Source organism: Pseudolactococcus laudensis (assembly GCF_013449735.1).
Lineage (GTDB): Bacteria > Bacillota > Bacilli > Lactobacillales > Streptococcaceae > Pseudolactococcus > Pseudolactococcus laudensis.
This window is the reverse complement of sequence record NZ_JACBNY010000017.1, coordinates 24,752-43,677: the sequence shown is the minus strand read 5'-3', so window position 1 is coordinate 43,677 and position 18,926 is coordinate 24,752. Positions and strand designations below refer to the sequence as shown.

At 37.5% G+C, this 18,926-nt stretch carries 13 protein-coding genes and 1 pseudogene; 3 read left to right on the top strand and 11 right to left on the bottom strand.

Features of this window, described 5'->3' with window-relative positions; genetic code table 11:
• Positions 1-263: 263 nt before the first annotated feature.
• The 4 genes from HZR21_RS08965 to HZR21_RS08950 all read right to left on the bottom strand — a co-directional run bounded on the left by HZR21_RS08965 (position 264) and on the right by HZR21_RS08950 (position 2,996).
• Positions 264-539, bottom strand: coding sequence for a non-specific DNA-binding protein Hbs (locus HZR21_RS08965; RefSeq protein WP_003139300.1), 276 nt, complete (start codon positions 537-539; stop codon positions 264-266).
• A gap of 134 nt (positions 540-673) precedes the next feature.
• Positions 674-1,246 (bottom strand): YpmS family protein, encoded by a 573-nt coding sequence (locus tag HZR21_RS08960; protein ID WP_003139303.1) that lies wholly within the window; start codon positions 1,244-1,246, stop codon positions 674-676.
• Positions 1,236-2,099, bottom strand: coding sequence for an SGNH/GDSL hydrolase family protein (locus tag HZR21_RS08955; protein WP_180747364.1), 864 nt, complete (start codon positions 2,097-2,099; stop codon positions 1,236-1,238). The genes HZR21_RS08960 and HZR21_RS08955 overlap by 11 nt, the downstream gene beginning before the upstream one ends.
• A gap of 66 nt (positions 2,100-2,165) precedes the next feature.
• On the bottom strand, positions 2,166-2,996 hold the full coding sequence (locus HZR21_RS08950) for a DegV family protein (RefSeq protein ID WP_180747363.1): 831 nt from the start codon (positions 2,994-2,996) through the stop codon (positions 2,166-2,168).
• A 229-nt stretch (positions 2,997-3,225) separates the two neighbouring features.
• On the opposite strand from HZR21_RS08950, the gene trhA reads away from it, so the two are divergent.
• A complete protein-coding gene (gene trhA / locus HZR21_RS08945) occupies positions 3,226-3,867 on the top strand; it encodes a PAQR family membrane homeostasis protein TrhA (protein ID WP_180747362.1) in 642 nt (213 codons plus the stop codon).
• 97 nt (positions 3,868-3,964) lie between these two features.
• On the opposite strand, the pseudogene HZR21_RS08940 reads toward trhA, so the two are convergent.
• From HZR21_RS08940 to HZR21_RS08925, 4 genes and pseudogenes are all read right to left on the bottom strand, one after another.
• A pseudogene (locus tag HZR21_RS08940) lies at positions 3,965-6,634 on the bottom strand (DEAD/DEAH box helicase family protein).
• Positions 6,635-6,636: 2 nt separating this feature from the next.
• On the bottom strand, positions 6,637-7,638 hold the full coding sequence (gene rhuM / locus HZR21_RS08935; RefSeq protein WP_180747361.1) for a RhuM family protein: 1,002 nt from the start codon (positions 7,636-7,638) through the stop codon (positions 6,637-6,639).
• Positions 7,638-9,563 carry a DNA methyltransferase gene (locus tag HZR21_RS08930; RefSeq protein ID WP_180747360.1) on the bottom strand — a complete coding sequence of 642 codons (1,926 nt, stop codon included), beginning with the start codon at positions 9,561-9,563 and terminating at the stop codon, positions 7,638-7,640. Before HZR21_RS08930 ends, rhuM begins: the two co-directional genes overlap by 1 nt.
• A 194-nt stretch (positions 9,564-9,757) precedes the next feature.
• On the bottom strand, positions 9,758-12,880 hold the full coding sequence (locus HZR21_RS08925) for a DNA polymerase III subunit alpha (RefSeq protein WP_180747359.1): 3,123 nt from the start codon (positions 12,878-12,880) through the stop codon (positions 9,758-9,760).
• Positions 12,881-13,103: 223 nt separating this feature from the next.
• On the opposite strand from HZR21_RS08925, the gene HZR21_RS08920 reads away from it, so the two are divergent.
• Together HZR21_RS08920 and HZR21_RS08915 are read left to right on the top strand one after the other, a co-directional pair.
• Complete coding sequence (locus tag HZR21_RS08920; RefSeq protein ID WP_003139312.1) at positions 13,104-13,295, top strand: YjzD family protein; 192 nt, start codon at positions 13,104-13,106, stop codon at positions 13,293-13,295.
• A gap of 111 nt (positions 13,296-13,406) precedes the next feature.
• Positions 13,407-14,036 carry an ankyrin repeat domain-containing protein gene (locus tag HZR21_RS08915; RefSeq protein WP_180747358.1) on the top strand — a complete coding sequence of 210 codons (630 nt, stop codon included), beginning with the start codon at positions 13,407-13,409 and terminating at the stop codon, positions 14,034-14,036.
• A gap of 159 nt (positions 14,037-14,195) precedes the next feature.
• On the opposite strand, the gene pyrG is transcribed toward HZR21_RS08915, so the two are convergent.
• From pyrG to HZR21_RS08900, 3 genes are all read right to left on the bottom strand, one after another.
• Positions 14,196-15,806 carry a CTP synthase gene (gene pyrG, locus HZR21_RS08910; protein ID WP_180747357.1) on the bottom strand — a complete coding sequence of 537 codons (1,611 nt, stop codon included), beginning with the start codon at positions 15,804-15,806 and terminating at the stop codon, positions 14,196-14,198.
• A 131-nt stretch (positions 15,807-15,937) separates the two neighbouring features.
• The gene (locus tag HZR21_RS08905) at positions 15,938-16,414 is read right to left on the bottom strand and encodes a hypothetical protein (RefSeq protein WP_180747356.1); all 477 of its coding nucleotides are present in this window, start codon (positions 16,412-16,414) and stop codon (positions 15,938-15,940) included.
• Positions 16,415-16,482: 68 nt separating this feature from the next.
• The gene (locus HZR21_RS08900; RefSeq protein ID WP_180747355.1) at positions 16,483-18,903 is read right to left on the bottom strand and encodes an HAD-IC family P-type ATPase; all 2,421 of its coding nucleotides are present in this window, start codon (positions 18,901-18,903) and stop codon (positions 16,483-16,485) included.
• Positions 18,904-18,926 lie beyond the last annotated feature (23 nt).

Sequence of the window (18,926 nt, the reverse complement as noted above, 5' to 3'; positions counted from 1 at the left end):
ACATTGAGACCTATTACAATACAAAAAGGATGCATTCAGCTCTTGATTACAAGTCTCCAAAAGACTTTGAAAAATATAATTCTTAAATTCTCTTAACTCCGTGTCTAGTTTTTCGTTGACTTTCCAATTAAGTCTATATTTTTGGGGTCACATCAAGTCAATGACTTTCATTTTTGAAAGTCATTTTTTATGTCCTCCAAATAAAACAAACCAACAAAAAAACAACCACAGAACCCTGTGATTGCTATATTTTGAACACTGAATTATTTAACAGCGTCTTTCAAAGCTTTACCAGCTTTGAATGCAGGAACAGTTGTTGCTGCGATTTTGATTGAGTCTCCAGTTTGTGGGTTACGACCTTCACGAGCTGCACGTTCACGAGTTTCGAAAGTACCGAAACCGATGAGTTGAACTTTTTCACCTTTTGCAAGGAATTCAGAAACTGATGCGAAAACAGCGTTTACTGCTTTTTCAGCGTCTTTTTTAGTCAAATCTGCAGATTCTGCAACTTTTGCGATCAATTCTTGTTTGTTAGCCATTTTAAAAATGTCCTCCAATAATTATTTTTACCCTTAGGCAAACTTTATTATAGCAAGTAACGGCTATTAAAGCAAGTAAAAACGCTACTTCTAGCGCTTTTTAAGGATATTTTTACATAAAAATTACTTTTTGGCTATTTTTGCATGAGATTAAAGACGAATTTATCATTTTTCATATCAAGTTTATTAGCCTGTAAGAAAGTATCCTTAGCTATGGCAATTTGCGGTAAATCAATGACTACCTCTTGTTTTTCAGATTTAATCGTGACAAATTTAGGTAAATCATATGCGCCTTTGATATAATTCAAAACTGTTTTAGCAGGTAAACTCAAAGTACCAATCGAGATACTCGTCACTTTCAAATTCACGGAACCATCATTTAAAGCGTAGGGTTCAAAATAAACATACAAAGGGATATCTTTTCCAAATATTTTATAGGTTCCTTCGAGAACTGCCTTATCTGAGAGGTAGAACTTATAGCTCATTTTGTTGTCCTGAAAGTCACCTAAATATTTATTGATAGCTGTATTCAATTGCTCAGTATTGGTTGAGATTTCTGCGACTTTATTCACACCCTTAATGGTACTCACCTTATCCAATACTTCTTGGTCTCGATGTTTGGTCACTTGAAAGCCAACAACAGCAACAAGTGAGATATTGATCGCTAGTATCAGCAAAAAGAGATATTTCCAGTAATTATTTTTCATTATGATGCTCCTTGTAAGCTTCAGCTACTGCGTCACTCATGATTTGATAGCCAATATTATTGGGATGAAAATGGTCTTCCTCAAACAGCGCATCATTAGTGATTGTTTGAATATCACCGTCACTACTTGTCACGCCACGACTACCATCCACCCCTTGGTAGAGCAAGTCATTAATCGGTACAAAGTACATCTTCTTTTGCTGCGCAACCATCTCCTGTGTCGCTTGGTTCCAACGGTCAATGACATCTTGCATCTCCGTTATATCAGGGAAGTTGAGGTAGAAAGGATTATAAATGCCCAAAACATAGACCTGTGCATCCGGATTATGCTTTCGAATAAAATCAAAGATTTCAGTTAGTTGTTTTTGATAGGCCTGCGCGGGTTTATCAAACGAACGCTCTGTTAAATTCATGAGCTGTGTTCTAATCACTTTCATGACGTCATTTCCGCCAACAGTAATTGTGATAACATCAGCCTTTTTTATCGCTGTCTGAATTTTCTTCTCTTTGGTCATGCGTTTGTAAATTTGAGTCGAAGTATTGCCGGCGACGCCGAAATTTTGCGATACAACATTCACATCTGAGATTTCGCCAATGGTGTTGGCTAATAGAGGGACAAAGCCTCCTTGATTGGTTTGATCACCAATGCCCTCTGTCAATGAATCTCCGATTGCCACATAATTCAGACGTTTCTGAGTCAGCGCCGCTTTCAAATTCTTGTTAGAAAGCTCTGAACCTACAGGTCGAATTAAGAAGTGACCAATGACGGTAAATATGGCAAAAATTGCCACCACAAAGACGACAATTTCAATCAGCCAACGGCGCACACGCCCTTCGTATTTATTTTTTTTCATAATCTTTCCTATTACATCGTTCATGCACTAGTTGTTAACTGATACTTTCAAACAGCAAACGACACCTTATTCAAACTCAATCATGAGCGCCCAAGCACCTGGACCAGTATGAGTCGCAACTGTTGAGTTGGTATCTAGGATTGGGATTTTTTTATCGACAAAAGGTTGCAATGTATCTCTCATCTGCTCAGAGAAAGTCATGTTTTCTGCATGAGAAATTCCAATCTCTTTGATTTTTCGATTTTTGATTTTGTCTGCAAACTCATCTAACCATTTTTGGAATGTCTTATTACCACGACCTTTTAAGATTGGATCTAGTGATGTATCGACTAACTCCATAACCACTTTAATGTTCAAAAGGCCACTCAGAACACCCGTTACACGATTGACACGGCCGCCTTTAACCAAATTATCAAGGTTTGCAATCCCGATAAAAAGCTCCGTATTTTCTTTAGTTTTTTCAACCGCTGCTAAAATTTCTTCTTTCGTCGCACCGCTCGCTGCCAATTTCGCAGCCTCAATGACTTGAAACTTCAAACCTTGGTCAATAAAATCACTATCAATTACCGTCACATCTGCATTTGAGAGCATGGCGCCTTGACGCGCAGCCTCTACTGTACCTGATAAAGCCTTGGTCAAATGGATGCTGATGATTTGGCTACCGTCTTCTGCTAATTTATCGTAAATTTCCGAGAACACCCCAACTGGTGGTTGAGATGTCTTAGGTAAATTCTTGCTGACCTTCATTTTTGTCATGAATTGGTCAGCTGATAAATCCGTATCCTGATAAAGGACACCATCAATCAATATCGCTAAAGGGACAATTGTAATCCCATATTTTTCAATCAGTTCTGGTTCAACTGTAATTGTCGAATCCGTCACAATTTTAATCGTCATGCTTAAAAACTCTTTTCTGTCGGAAATGACTAAAAAATAAAAAGTTATTCTCTAGTAATCTCAAAAATTATGTTATACTTGAGATGAAGTAGTTATCAAAACTAGATAGTAAGTTTTGAACTGCTTTCTAAATTATTATATCAAATTTTGAGTAAAATTTCTCAATTTATCATGTTGCATTTTAAGTGCTAGTCAGAGACTAGCTAGAAAAATAGAAAAAAGGTCTCTTTTGAAAAATTCTAAAGCTTACATCATTACTAACGAAGTCTTTAATGCCGTTACACACGGCATTGGGTTTGGCTTTGCAGTTGCAGGACTGATTCTACTCATCCTAAAAGGTGTTGCGCATCATTCCACACTACAAGTCGTCAGCTATACCATCTATGGCTCAACCCTCGTCCTACTCTTTCTCTTCTCCACCTTATTTCATAGCCTTATTTTCACCAAGGCCAATCAAGTTTTCCAAGTTTTCGACCACTCCTCAATTTATCTATTGATTGCCGGTACCTATACCCCTTATTGTTTGATTACACTCAACGGTTGGTTAGGTTGGACCTTGTTTGCTATTGTTTGGGTGTGTGCCATCACAGGTGTCGTGCTTAAATCCGTCTTTCTACCAAAGTGGGACCATGTCCCACGTCTATCAACAGTCTTGTATATCATCATGGGTTGGCTGATTGTCTTTGCCTTAAAACCGCTCTGGCATGCCTTACCACATCCTGGTGTTTGGCTACTCTTTGTCGGTGGGGTGCTTTATACTTGTGGCGCCTACTTCTACTCGTTAAAATTTCCTTATGCACACGTTGTTTGGCATTTATTCGTCATGGCAGCCGCTGTCCTGATGTGGATTTCAGTTTATAAATTTATCTAAAAAGATACGCCCAAGTCAGTCGACAAAAGGCGTATTTTTTTGGATTTATTTTAGCATTGCTACTTAACGTATCAATACAATTTGTTGATCATCAATTTTACAATACGATTTTTTCCAGTTGTTCCATTGTACCACGACCATCATCGGTTGTGTAAAATTTAAGACCATGTATTTCGACTTTGCCAACTTGGTCCACAAAATCAATCTCCCCATGATTTTCACTCATATAGAGTAGCAAGTCTTCTTTCCACAATTCCTTCTCAAATCGTTCACCACTCATACCTTTCGGCTCAATAAAAATCTGAAATTGAACTTCTTTATCCTCTAGGAATAAAATAAAGTCAGGTTGAAAACCTTGAACATGTATATCAGCCACAGTGCCGTCATATCGTTTTCGATTGCCGTATTGATGAAGTTTCAACTTCTCTGCTTTTGCTGATTCACGATGCATATTTTCATCCATACGGAAAAGATAAACATTTTTGCCGTATTTTTCTCTAAGCAGCCCCATCCTTGACTTAATGCGTTCAAGTAGTTGATGCTCCAACTGATTCATAATTGCTGTTTCATAAACAAAGAAATCTTCTTTTACTTCAGTAGCTGTGATAATCTGTGTTGTAAGTGTATTCGAATCGACTCGCGGAATACGTTTCTTATAATCTGTTAAATAGTTGCTTATTGGATAACCGACAAATTTATTAGTCCCACGCTGTTTGATAAAACCTGATTTTATCTTCGTTTCGTACTCTTTCAAAAGACCGACTGTCAGGTCAAGAATATCATTTGGTGATAATAAATCACTTGTAAAAGTTAGTGGAACATTGACAAACAGTTTGATATTTCTGGTATTAAGCCAATTTTCTCCATAAATAAAGTCTGACATTGAATCAATATTAGGTAGATAGTGGCGTAAATTATCAAATTGATAAAATGATATTTTTTGTATCGCTTTTTTGATATAACGCTCATCGAACTTGGCAACATGGATTTGTTTCGTTTCATTTTGAACTCCTTCATCCAGATAGGATACTTCTTGGATGGCAGAATAGAAATTTCTTGTGATATCTTGCTTGTGTTGAATACCATAACTGTCTAATGAAACAAAATAATCAGCTGAGACTTCCTCCGATTCATTGTAATAAATCTTACCATTTTTATAAACTTCCGTTTGCTTGAACGATTTTTTTAGTTTGATTTCAATCGGAGGATTTTTTTCATCCTTGCCCGTTGGCAAGTCCATTTCCTTGAGTGATGCCACCAATTGTTTAAGATACTGTGGCTCATTCATGGTATGGTAATGCAAAGTCTCTAGGATAAGAGAGTCATTTCCAGTCTCACCATCAAAACGGCATTGATAGCTCCTAACACCGTCTTTCAAAAAAGGATAGTACCTTGCACCACGCCCAATCAATTGTGCTTCTACCATGGTAGCCGTCTTATTGGTCTTGGCTTCCTGTTCAATTCGGACAATATCATAAAGGTTTAGAACATCCCACCCTTCAGTGAGTTTGGCTACAGCAAATACGACACGATAGAAATTATTTGGACTTTCAAGGGTATTAAGGGCTTGATACTGCCCTTTTTCAAGCATATTACCTCTCTCAGTATCATTGGCATTGATGATATTTCTTGCATTAAAATCTCGTTTGAGGTCACTTATCACCTCATCAAGTCTATCTTCATTTTTTTCATAGTAATGATAAGCAAGACTTAAAATTTCACTGTCGGCACCTTTGTTTTTCCTGATAAAATCAAGCAAACTGTCACTTGTCAGACTAGCAATCAACTCTTTAAAATCTTGATTGGCTTTATTAGAGACATCAATTTTTGACGATTTAAAAAGAATGATTGGTTTAAATGTTTCAGTAATACCTTGAAATTCTGCTCTATATTTCCGAAATTGAGAAACAAGAACAGCATTTAACATCTTATCTCTATCGCTTGCCTGAGACTGAATACGCTTGACATTTTTAGAGTACCTGTCTGCCATAAGTCGATTAAGTGCATAACGATAAACAACTTTATCTTTATATTTATTGTAAATCGCCTCTTTTTCAAACTCAACCGTGGCCGTAAATTCTAAAAGAATATTATCTTCACGTGCATTGAGAATTTTTTGAATTGCAGATTCCCAAGTATTTTCTTTCTCTTTCTCAGTTTTCGTGCTTGCCGAATAATGATGAGCTTCATCTGCCAAAACGACCACTGGATGCTTGGCATAATCCATGACTCCCATCGTATTTTATTTTTGAATGAAAAGATCATCCGACATTTTTTGCACACTTGAAAGTTTAATATAGATCGTATTTTGATCAATAATTCTCGGAAACCTTTCAACTTGTTTCACTGAGATAATCTTACCATCAATTTCAATCTTATCAGAAAAAAGATACTTATCACTGCTACTATTGACTAAATTATCCTTTGTTTTCATCAGTACAGAGTTAGTATTGACTGTAAAAAGAAAGTTTTGATAACCTCGTTCTTGATAAAGATAGAGAATCAAGCCAGCCATAAGATCGGTTTTCCCTGAACCGGTCGCCATGTTAAACATGAGATGATTTGGTCTATTAACCGTTTTTTCTTGTGAGTAGTGAAAAAAACGAATTGCCGCATCTTGATAATATCTCAATGTATGTGCGAGATTTTCATTAATATAGCTAGGGATTACATAACCAGTATGTTCACTGATAAAACTTTGTTCAATGTGTCTAGCTTCATTAATCAGAGGAAAATCTAAGATTGGGTCTATTTTCTTTTTCGCCATATCTAGTCACCACCTTTCAACCGTTTTATATCATCAGATAGAGCATTGAAGTAATCTTTATCAACAGAAGTTACCTCATGATATTCTATCTGATAGTTTTCATAAACTTGATCAACTTTACCATCTGCTGACTTTCTAGAAACTTTACCTCGACCTTCAAGGATGTCAGCTCTCTGATAGGTCAAATAGCGGTCTAGTTCACTTCGCCAATCACTCATAGTCATCGCACTTTGAGTTCTTGCTTGGTACTCTGCCGTATCCAGATAACCTGATACTATTAAATTTAGACGTTCTAATTCATCTTGATTGAGATAATTTTTCGAAATTTTTAAGTCGAATTTTCTAGGATAATTTCCTTTGAAGTTAGTCAAACCTAGATCTTTTTTACTTTCATCAAGACGTGTAAAGATTAATTCAGGTGCCGTTTGACCGGTAACTGCGTAAAGCATTTTGTTTTGAACGGTCTGGAAAAATTCTCGTGCGACATCACTTGAACCATCGTAGTCTACTGATGTTGCAAAAATATCGAGTACTTGTTGGTAAAATAAACGCTCACTGGATCGAATATCTCTAATCCGCTTTTGTAAATTTTTAAAATAGGATAAATCAGAAGTTAACTTATCATTATCCAATGCGGCACCTGTTATCAAATACTCTTTCAATATGGTTGATGCATATCGCCTGAACTGGGCACCACGAGCTGAACGCACACGATAGCCGATCGCTAGGATCATATCAAGATTATAAAAGGCAACCTTGTGGGACTGTGTTTTTCCTTTGATTGCACCATGTTCAGTGGTCATCAACTGATAGTTGACAACCACTTCCTCCTCTAACTCACCATCGGAAATAATCGCTTTGATGTGCTTGCTGATATTTTGCTTTGTTGTCTGAAAAAGTTCAGCAAGTTCAAGTTGCGATAGCCAAACGGTTCCGTCTTGCAAATGAAGTTCAATCTTTGCCTGGCCATCTTCGGTATTATAAAGAATGATATCGTTTGTCATCACTCAGTTTCCTCATAAAATGCATGATTAAACTGATAATCCGTATCCGCAATAATATCACGAACGTTCGCATCATCTATCTCAGAATAGTTATAATACAGGCCATTTTTATCCAACAGTTTAACTAATAAACGCTTGTTCGCCTCAAACCCTTCACTAAAATCAATCTTTGTAAGGTCTGCACGGAAGGAAACATCTACATCATCATTTGACTTCATACGATCATAGACCATTTTTAATTCTGTCAAATCAGATGAATGGATGATGTCTTGTAGATAGCCCATATTTTTAAGCATGAGTTCTGCATAGACGAATGAGCCGCCACCTTGCCAGTTGACGTCTTTAGAGATACCACCTTGCTCACCAGCAATGACTTTTTGTAAGCGTGGAACTGAAACCGTGTTGATATAGTCCATCTGTTCAATACCGATAAAACGTCTATTCATTTTCAAAGCCACTGCTTGAGTGGTTGCCGAACCCATGAAGAAATCTAGGACTAGATCATTTTCAGCAGTAGTAATTTTTATGATTTCCATTAAATACTCTTCGGGTTTTGCATAATCAAAATCATCACGACCAAACAATTCATCAATTTGGTCATTACCTAAACTATTTGTCGTTTTGCCATCATACAATTTCAACAAAAAGTCAGAATAGACGGCTGATGCTTTTTTATCCTCTGCATCATCTTCATTTTTAAAAACACGACGGAAAGGTTTCTCACCACTCATAAAATCATAATCATCAGGAAAACCAATACCACCATTATCATACCATTCTTGAAAAGTATCCTTGGCAACAGCCCATGAACGCTTGGGGTTTACAGGATATTCTTTTCCAGTCTTAGGATTAACCATTGTAAAATTAGAATTAGGACGTTCTTGTATAGTCCTTTGGCTAGTCATATATGCCTTACGCCACGGACGGCTAGGAAAATCTTCCGTTGTCAAATATTTTCGCTCAACTTTCCGTCCGATTATTTCATCACTATCACTGCCATTGGTATAAACTAATAGCCAATCAAAGTCTTGTGATAAATTAAATGGTACATCTGATTTACCATTTCTTGTTTTTCTAGGAATTGTTCCAACAAATTTTTCTTTCGTAAAAATACTATCAGCAAGTAATTTCAAATAATGCATGCCATCTTCACTAATATTTATCCAAATAGATCCTTTCTCAGATAATAATTCTTTAGCAATTTCTAAACGATTTTTCAGAAATGTCAACCATGAAGATAGGTGAAAATTCGAATTATACTTGAAAGAATCCTCGCTAATTTTCTTTTTAAAAAAATAGGGGACATCTAAATAAATCAACTTCACTTTCCCAGCATAACGTTCCTTCAAACTATGTAATGCAAACAAGTTGTTCCCTTTGATAATCAGATTATCTTGCGTAGAAAACTCAGTCACTTCGTGACTACCATCTTCATCATATTTTTTAGCATTAACAAATACTTTCTTGTCAAACAAGCGATCAATTTCATCTTTTTCAATCACTTCATTTAAAAAGGCATCATCATAGCCATCTTCGTTATCTTCTTTTGTCATGGCGGCAGTTAGTACGCCATCTTTAAAAGGGAAATCTAGGACAACATCTTCATTATCAGCTAAAAATTTACCACCACTCGTCAAACCCACACGATTTTCATACTTGGTGTAGCTTGTATCCCAGTAATCACTATAAAGTACCGCTTCTTCTAGCAACTCAACCTTAAATATTTTTTCACCTGCTAATTCAACTAGATAATGTTCTCTAATAAAGTCAATGCTTAATAGTTTTTTCAATAACTTTTCATCATATTGACGTAGGTCTGTTGAAAGTTTAGAACGATTAAGTTCATCTCCGATGAGATAAGTTTCACCAAACTCAGACGGTGCGATTTTAAGTTCATCAAATATTTTGGGTTCAATTTTCGCCATAGGGTGATTTCTCCAGTTTATTTTCTAATTTCAATTACTGTCATTATATCAAAAAATCAGGTTGTTTGCCGTCCTCCAATATTAGCTGTCTTAACACACCAGCTCTTTATTTTATTACTTAACTTAAACGACAAGAAAGACTAATTCTCAGAAATAAAAAATGATTGTCAAATATCATCAACAATCATTTTAAATCACCTATATACCGCTTTATCCACATATCCCGTCAAGCGTTTCAATAAAATTTCAGACTCGTCCACGTAAATGCCAGTCATTTGCGTCGTCTTTGTGGTTTCATTATACAAAATCACAGGTGAATTGCCTGGGAATTCTTTTAAAATTTGCGCAATGCGCGAATTTTTACTCGTATCTAAAATCGCTAACCAAAGTTTTTTGTCCGTTTCAACCACCTTGACAAGCTGCTCGGCAACCAACTGTAAGCGATCATTTCGCTCAGAAACCTTACCTGTGATCAAATAAAAATCATTGACCTCCAGATCAGCCAGATAATGGTGATAGCTTTCCGGAAACATGGTCACATCAAGCTCATCCTTGGTATCTGTCACATTCAAGAAAGCCATGGTCGCACCATTCTTCGTTCGATGCGTCTTCAAATGCGTCAATTGAACTAAAATCGTTGCTTTTTGACCCGCCGTAAGCTGACTCACCTCAGTAAAGTTACCATGGCGTGTTCTTGCAATACGCATTAGAGGATGTTCAGTCACTGCCACACCCATCAAATCAAATTCCATCTGATATTTTTCAGCATTGCTATAATCTTCATAATCAACATAGGCAAATTTTAAATTTGTCGATGTTTCGGAAAAGAGGTCTGTTTGAAATACTGAATTAAAGTCCAGTAGTCTCTTGAGATTTTCAACTAACTTTCGACGATTCGGATCAAAGTTATCAAATGCACCAACTTCAATCAAGGGTCTGATGACAGTTTCCTTACGATAATTCTCTGGTAATTTTTGAATGAAATCCTGCAAACTTGAAAATTCTCGATGTTCAATGATCCAAAGCGCTAAATCGCGCGGCAAACTCTTAATCGCGCGCATGCCTAAGAAAATTTCACCTTTGGATAATTTATCATAGTAGGGCATGCGATTAATTGTCGGTTGTGCCAGTTTAAAGCCTAGATTTTGTGCATCATTAAGTAGAGCGATACGCTTACTGTCCCGCAACATAATTTCATAAAAAACATCTGGATAGTGTGCTTTAAAATAGGTCATCTGAACTGCTAGAGCACCATAACCAAAGGCGTGAGACCTATTAAAGCCATAGTTGGCAAAACGTTCAATCAGTTCATAAATCTCAGTCGCTTTTTCTGTCGTATATCCTTTTTTCAAACTACCTGCAATAAATTCAGCTTTTAACTGCTCAAATTCACTGCCTTGTTTTTTAGAAATAGCACGTCTGAGTAGATCTGCACGACCCAGTGAAAATCCGGCAAAAATCTGGGCAACCTGCATGATTTGTTCCTGATAAATCATAATCCCATATGTTGGTGCTAAAATATCAGCAATTGAGTCATCCGGATAAATAACCGTCTCCTCACCATGACGCCGTCTGATAAATTCAGGAATAAAGGCTGATGGTCCTGGTCTGAAAATTGAGGTTGCTGCGACAACATCCGCAAATTCTGTCGGTTTCGATTGACGTAGAAAATTCATCATCTGAGGGTTTTCAAACTGGAAAATCCCCAAAGTCTGTCCCTTTCTGAATATTTCTAACGTCGCATCATCATTGAGATCAATTTGGCTGATGTCGATTTGTTTTTCATACCTTTTCGCAACTAAATCCCGCATGTCATTGATGAAAGTCAGGTTTTTGATACTCAGAAAGTCAAATTTAATCAGACCAATTGCTTCAACATCGTGTGCCTCAAACTGAGTGATCGGTAAGGTTTCACCAGGTGCTAAAGGCAGGTAATCTGTCAAATCATGAGCCGCAAGAACAACACCTGAGGCATGGACAGATTTCTGACGTGGCATGCCTTCTAGCTTTTGCGCATAGGCAAAGATTTTTTGTAGACGCGAATCGTTAATGATTTCAGCACGAAAACGGTTATTTTTCTCATATTCCTGGGCGAGATTATCCGAGCGACCAATCATACTTGAAACGTGTGAAATTTCAACTTCTGTCATGCCAAAGACCTTAGCAACATCACGAAAACTCTGTTTCATACCAAAAGTAGAGAAAGTCATGATCTGCGCGACATGACTACTGCCGTAACGATTTTTGACATAGGTCAAAATTTCAGCACGCTGGTTATCCGGCATGTCGATATCAATATCGGGTAAGCTGGCCCGTTCAGGATTGAGGAAACGTTCAAAAAGCAAATTATTAGCGACAGGGTCTACACCTGTGATTTGCAAAGCATAGGCCACGAGAGAACCTAACGCAGACCCACGCCCCATCCCTGTATAAATCTGTTGTGACCGTGCATAGCGAATGACGTCTGCAACAATCAAGAAGTAATCATCAAAGCCCATTTCATGAATGACACCTAGCTCATGATCCAGTCGCTGTTGATAATTAGCTGAAGTTAACTGTCTAGCCTTTAAGAAGTGTTCAGCAGTTTCACGTAATTCATCTGCTGCTGGCTTTTCAGGATTAAAACGCGGCAGGGCAAGTGTGTCAAGCGCAATATCATAGCTGATCTCTGAAACCAGCCGTTCTAAATTTTTCAAACTCTCCGTATCAAATAAAGCGCGAACATCACTTTCTGCCCGTAAATTTTCGAAGTGGTTGCTGGTCAAGCTATCATCATACTTGGTGCCATTTTTAATGTGATGTAAAATTGCTAGCGTCTCTGCATCCCCGGCGTTTAGATACCTTACCGTTAAAAATGGAATTTTCGGTCGCAAAAAGCCTTGTGCCATTGGCTGTGCCAAACCGACATAAACATCTTTTGGGGGCAATTGGGAAAGGATACTATCAACAGCTGAGTCAGCGGGAATGATGAGGGCAACGTCACTCAAATGACTTTGCATGTCTGAAAAATCGTTAAAGCCGAAATTTTTCTTACTCGAAATACTGTAAAGATTTCTAAGCCCGACATTTGTTTTGGCAATGAAAGTGAAATTGATAGCGAGGCCGTCCAACAAAAGTGTCGTTTCGTAGCCAATGACTGGCTGGATGCCTGCTGCTTGGGCTTGCGTGATGAATTGGTGGGCAGCATGGAGATTGTCGCTATCAGAAATGCCGAGTGTTTGGTAGCCGAGCGCTTTTGCTGCTGTGATATAATCGGTGAGTTTGACCGTCGCATCCATAAAGCTAAAAACGGTTTTCGTATTAAGTTGGGCGTACATCTTAACTCCTTTCATGGTCTTTTATTTTTGTTAGGCAACTTGATTCAGTGGGTTGCCAGGTTAGTTGCTCTCACGAGTTAAATCTAGCCATTATTTTTTGATGTTTTTCTTGCAAAATTTCCTTATTTCTATTATACTTTATTTTGAGAGAAGAAACATATCAGGACATATCTAAAATTTTCATTTTCTATTTTAGAAAGCCCTTTAGAAAGCAGATGGTGTTATGAAATTCTTCGTTGTTCTATTTTGGTCATTGATTTTAAGTGAAATTTCTGGCTTTGTTATCGGCAAACTCAATGATACAAGTTTCCAACCTAATCTGGTCGCAATCATTGCTGTTGTCTTTACAGTCTTCATTTTCATTATAGACAAAATCGCAATTCCAAAAGATCCACAAGCTAAAGCATCAAAATAAACCGTTGGGTTTATTTTTTTATTTTCTAAAAATATATAGGATTGAACATTTGAAATATATGAGATATAATTAAATGAAAGCGGTTTAAATCAGAAAAAGACGAGGGACAAAATGAAAAAACTATTTGTTGCAATTAGACGTGGTAATAATGATGAAGTCAAAGCAATCCTTACTAATAAACCCAAGTTATTATCATGTACCGCAAAACAACCACCCAAAAAAGATGACGGACAGTCCCTTCTTCAAGTTTCTTTGAAAACTGGAAATTTTGAAATTGCTGAATATCTCTTGGATATGGGGGCAGATGTCAATTTTATCGAAAAGGAAAGTTGTAATGAATGGCTAGCTCCTGTTTTACATGATGCAATTAGAGCTCTAATATTTAATTGTCAAACAATGGAAAAAGATGCTGATAAATTTGATAGAGTCTACAAAATATTTAATAAAATGCTTACCTTAGGTGCAGACCCAAATGCGGTTGATTCATATGGAAACACCTGCCTCGGCAGAGCAATTATGGATGCAAAACAGATGATTGATCATCCTTTTTTTGAGGGTAAATCATCTTGGGCAGGAGAAGGATTAGATGATATCGGGCGTGATTTGGTATTGACACAAATCAGAAGTGTATTTCAAGCGCTCATTGATGCTGGAGCAAATATCAATTCTTCCAATAGCCAAAGAGAAAGTGCTGTATATGATATCAAAAATTCAAGGTTAGAATCATTTAATTTATTTTGAGATATAGTGTCAATTTATCGAAATATAAGAAATGTTATATCATCTCCGTCTTATTTTTAAAAAATCATACTTTAATTGTAGAAAAAATCATATTTACTCGTATCAGAAATTTTAGAAATCAAAAAATGCTAGAACATCAATCCTAGCATTTTTTGTGTTTTATTTCGCTTCAGCGTTTTCAACAGATGCTTTGACAAAGGCTGTGTAAAGACCTTCTGATCTATTTGGACGGCTTGACAATTCTGGGTGATATTGACACGCAACGAAGAATTTATTTTCTGGAATTTCAACAATTTCTACCAAACGGTTATCAGGTGATACGCCTGAGAAGACGAGTCCTGCTTTTTCAAACTGTTCACGGTAGGCGTTGTTAAATTCATAACGGTGACGGTGACGGCGTTGGATGACTTCTTGGTTATCATAGGCTGCTGCTGTCACTGAGTGTGCTTTCAATTTCGCTGGGTAAAGTCCCAAACGAAGTGTACCACCCATATCCTCAACATCGATTTGATCACGCATGAGGTCGATAATTGGGAATTTCGTTTCAGGATTTAACTCAGTTGAGTTAGCGCCGTCAAGTCCAAGGACGTTACGACCAAACTCGACACAGGTCAACTGCATACCTAGACAAACGCCAAGCATCGGCACATCATGCTCACGCGCATACTGAATCGCCGCAATTTTACCCTCAGTGCCACGGGGTCCAAAGCCACCCGGTACAATAATACCGTCAGCGTCGCCCAAAAGTTCAGCAGCATTTTCAGGGGTCACATCGTTTGACTGAACCCATTTCAGGTCAATGTCGGTGTCCGCAGGGTATCCGGCATGTTTCAAAGCTTCAACGACAGAGATATAAGCATCTGGCAATTCGACATACTTCCCAACCAAAGTAATCTTAGTTGATTTTTTGAGGTTCATGACGTGGTGAACCATTTCTGTCCACTCTGTCATATCTGCTTTTGGCAAATCAAGTTTCAAATGATCCAAAACGATTTGGTCCATGTTTTGAGCTTGTAAATTAAGTGGGATTTGGTACAAATGTTCCACATCAAGTGATTCAATAACAGCCTCTGGCGCAACATCTGTAAACTGTGCAATTTTATTTTTAATCCCTTGCTCAGCTGGTGTTTCTGTCCGGATAACAATCATATTCGGCTGAATCCCCAAGCCACGTAATTCTTTAACAGAGTGTTGTGTTGGTTTAGTTTTCATTTCAGCAGACGCTTTTAGATAAGGTAATAAAGTTGTATGAATGTAGAAAACATTGTCCGAACCCACATCAGATTTCATCTGACGCAAGGCTTCAAGAAATGGTAATGACTCAATATCGCCAACAGTTCCGCCGACTTCAGTAATGATGACATCTGAGTCAGTCGTTGCTGCGGCACGTTTAATTTTTTCTTTCAAGGCATCTGTGATATGTGGAATAACTTGAACCGTTGCTCCCAAATATTCGCCTTTACGCTCTTTACGCAAAACTTCTGAGTAAATTTTACCTGTTGTCACGTTAGAGTATTTGTTAAGGTTAACATCCATGAAACGCTCGTAGTGACCAAGGTCAAGGTCAGTTTCTGCGCCATCATCTGTCACGTAAACTTCCCCATGTTGGTAAGGACTCATTGTACCCGGGTCAATATTGATGTATGGGTCAAACTTTTGAATTGTGACTTTAAGGCCACGATTTTTTAAAAGACGACCAAGACTTGACGCCACAATCCCTTTACCAATACCTGAAACCACACCACCTGTGACGAAAATATACTTTGTCATTTACCTATTGTCTCCTTTAATTTAAACACACATGGGAAAATAAATATAAAAAGCTCCCAATAATGGGAGCTATTTGTCCGACCGCCTGAGCGGTGCCCGATAATTATTATAGCAAATTTTTTGTGGACTTGTCAAATTTGATTTTTTAATCGTGCTATTGTTTCCTGATAGGCTTGTCTGGCTGCTAGGCTATCTGCTTTCATCGTTGGAAATTGTTTCTTAATTTGATTTGCTGTCATAAAGAAGAAAACAAACGCAACCACAACTGCTGCAAAAAACAAGACTTCAATTATTAGCAATGGTAAAATAGTCGCATCAGTCAAATTAGCTACCAAAAATACCATAGGGATTGATAAAGCGTTATAGACATAAACCATGATTGGTGCGATATATGAACGACCACCTAGCTTGAGTTTCATATTATAACGATGCACTTGAATCGCTGCAATAAATATGACCAGACTAAAAAAACTGTTTTTAAAACCAATTAACGAGAGAATAACAGTCACTATCGTCATAATTGGAATGGTTAGATTACCACCCCATGCATTATATGGCAAAGACTGTTCTTGCATGAGTTTTTTAGCGCGTTTACTTTCTTCTTTCATTGAAACCCCTTATGATTAGTTTATCTATTTGTAATCATATCATTATATCAATGGTTTTTCAATTCAATTCATACTTCTATCTCTTTTGGCTTTTCTTTTAAAACTGTTTTTAGTAAGATAAATCGAATGATTAATATCGCAACAATATCAATGAGCACAATAATAATCGTTAAAAAGTCATACCACATAGGAGGCCAGTAGAACTCTACAGGAGATAGACCAAAAAGCGACATAAGTGGCGCAATGAAATAACTGGCAATAAAGGTAACAAGTGATAAAAGTATCACACTTAATCTAAATCGTGTTAACGGCCGACACAAGAGGAACATCAAGAAGATTTGAACACCTCCAACCACTTGTGTAATCGTTGTTTTCATTGCCATATCCAAAATTTCTGACTGTGCGTAATGTTGATAATGTAGTACCCTACCTCCTACATCTTCTATGGAAATTTCTCCTTTAGCTAATGCCCCTAAAGTAAAGATTGTCAAAGCAAGTACAATACCACAAGGCAAGGCATTTAGAAAAATATTTCTAAAGAAGTTATCCTTGGCCTTGGCTTCGTTTTTCTCAAAAACAAGTAGAAAAGTTGGTACACCAATCGTTAAAATACCTACTAGAGTCAAATTAACTGGATCAAGTGGGAATAAAATTTTAAAGAGGAAGAAAGCAAAAACCAAAATCGTCGAATAAATCACACGAACAACGTGTAAACTTGCGACTGTATTGATATTATTAATCACTTTTCGGCCTTCTTTGACAACATTTGGCAGCGTTGAAAAATCATTTTCCAACAAGACAAATTTAGCAACTGCTTTTGTTGCCTCGCTACCAGAACCGAATGCAATGGCACAGTCTGATTGTTTGAGCGCTAAAATATCATTAATGCCATCACCAACCATACAAGTCGTATGACCGTTTTTTTGTAACGCTTGAATGATGTTCCGCTTTTGAGGGGGTGTCACGCGACCAAAAATACTGGTCTCTTTAACAACTCGTTGTAAGGTCGCCATATCTTCAGGAATATCCGCAGAAATAATCGCCTTACCTGTTACACCAACATCTTTTGCAATGGCAGCAACGGTATCAGGATAGTCACCAGAGATAATCTTAACATCAACATCTTGTGATTTAAAATAGGCAATGATATCACGCGCATCTTCCTTGACGACATCCTTAATTAGAATTAGGGCAAGCAAAGACGCATCTTTGGGTACCCCTTTATCGGTGAGATGACCTTGACTGTGTGCCAAGCCAATAATCCGGTTGCCTGATTTTAGATACTGTTCAATATCAGCTTTAACTGCTGCCGGTAGCTCCGATACAATCATATCAAAAGCCCCTAAAAGATAGGTACCCTGACCTGCAATCTCCATAGCTTGTAATTTTAGCTCTGATGAAAACGGCAAATAATCTACGACATCATATGTTTTTTGTGGGGTTTGAAATTTAGACTGTAAAGCAATCGTAGACATATTTTGTTCTGCATCACGACTGACAATAAAAGCGATAATATCATCAATCTCTGACTGATTGTCACCGTAGTAAAGAACATTTTCGACACTCATCTTACCTTCGGTAATGGTCCCTGTTTTATCCAAACAAATGGTATCTACTCGCGCTAAGGTCTCAATTGCAGGTAATTCTTGGGTTAAAGTACCCAGTGTGGAAAGTTTTAAAACGCCGGCAGCCAATGCGACACTAGTTAAAAGCACAAGGCCTTCGGGCATGATACCTATCATAGCTGCAACAGCTTTTAATATAACAGCATTTGTGCCAATAATCTCCAGGAAGTTATATTGGTCAAGAAAGACGGCAATCGTCGCAGGCAAAATGATAATCGTAATCCATTTCAAAATGCGATCGATATTCTTTTGAATCTGTGATTTCGTCATAGCAAAGGCTTTAGCTTCAACGGTTAGCTTACTGACGTAAGTGTTATTACCAACTGAGATAACTTGTACTTTCGTATTGCCTTGCATGACCAGACTGCCTGAATAAATCTCATCACCGATATGCTTTTTGATAAATTCTGACTCACCAGTAATCAAAGACTCATCAACGACGAGGCCTTCTTCTAAACTCCTGACGTCAACGGGGACTTGCATCCCTTTGGTTAAGAAGAGAATATCATCCAGTACGATGTCTTCCTTATTGACTTGTGTTTCAATCCCGTCACGTAAAACTAAGACCTTAGCCTGCTTTAAAATAGAGAGGCTCTCAATTGTTTTCTTAGCTTTAATTTCCTGATAGATGCCTATCCCTGTATTAAATACGACTGACAAAATAAATAGTAGATTTTTAAGCGAGCCTGTAAACAAGACCATGCAGAATAGCAACAAGTTCAAGAAATTGAACAAGGTCAATGTATTATGAAGAATGATTTCTTTGGTCGTTCTACTAGCAGAGGTAGTTGCAATATTGACCTCACCTTTTAATAGATGTGCTTCAACTTGAGCTTGGGTCAGTCCTGTCTTAAAATCGGTCATTCCGAGGTACTACTCCTTCATTT

Excerpts from the sequence above, each read along its gene's own strand:
- HZR21_RS08925 (WP_180747359.1), bottom strand. The coding sequence starts at position 12,880 with ATGTACGCCCAACTTAATACGAAAACCGTTTTTAGCTTTATGGATGCG.
- pyrG (WP_180747357.1), bottom strand. The coding sequence starts at position 15,806 with ATGACAAAGTATATTTTCGTCACAGGTGGTGTGGTTTCAGGTATTGGT.
- HZR21_RS08930 (WP_180747360.1), bottom strand. The coding sequence starts at position 9,563 with ATGGCGAAAATTGAACCCAAAATATTTGATGAACTTAAAATCGCACCG.
- HZR21_RS08965 (WP_003139300.1), bottom strand. The coding sequence starts at position 539 with ATGGCTAACAAACAAGAATTGATCGCAAAAGTTGCAGAATCTGCAGAT.
- HZR21_RS08915 (WP_180747358.1), top strand. The coding sequence starts at position 13,407 with ATGAAAAAACTATTTGTTGCAATTAGACGTGGTAATAATGATGAAGTC.
- HZR21_RS08920 (WP_003139312.1), top strand. The coding sequence starts at position 13,104 with ATGAAATTCTTCGTTGTTCTATTTTGGTCATTGATTTTAAGTGAAATT.
- HZR21_RS08950 (WP_180747363.1), bottom strand. The coding sequence starts at position 2,996 with ATGACGATTAAAATTGTGACGGATTCGACAATTACAGTTGAACCAGAA.
- rhuM (WP_180747361.1), bottom strand. The coding sequence starts at position 7,638 with ATGACAAACGATATCATTCTTTATAATACCGAAGATGGCCAGGCAAAG.
- HZR21_RS08900 (WP_180747355.1), bottom strand. The coding sequence starts at position 18,903 with ATGACCGATTTTAAGACAGGACTGACCCAAGCTCAAGTTGAAGCACAT.
- HZR21_RS08955 (WP_180747364.1), bottom strand. The coding sequence starts at position 2,099 with ATGAAAAAAAATAAATACGAAGGGCGTGTGCGCCGTTGGCTGATTGAA.
- HZR21_RS08960 (WP_003139303.1), bottom strand. The coding sequence starts at position 1,246 with ATGAAAAATAATTACTGGAAATATCTCTTTTTGCTGATACTAGCGATC.
- HZR21_RS08905 (WP_180747356.1), bottom strand. The coding sequence starts at position 16,414 with ATGAAAGAAGAAAGTAAACGCGCTAAAAAACTCATGCAAGAACAGTCT.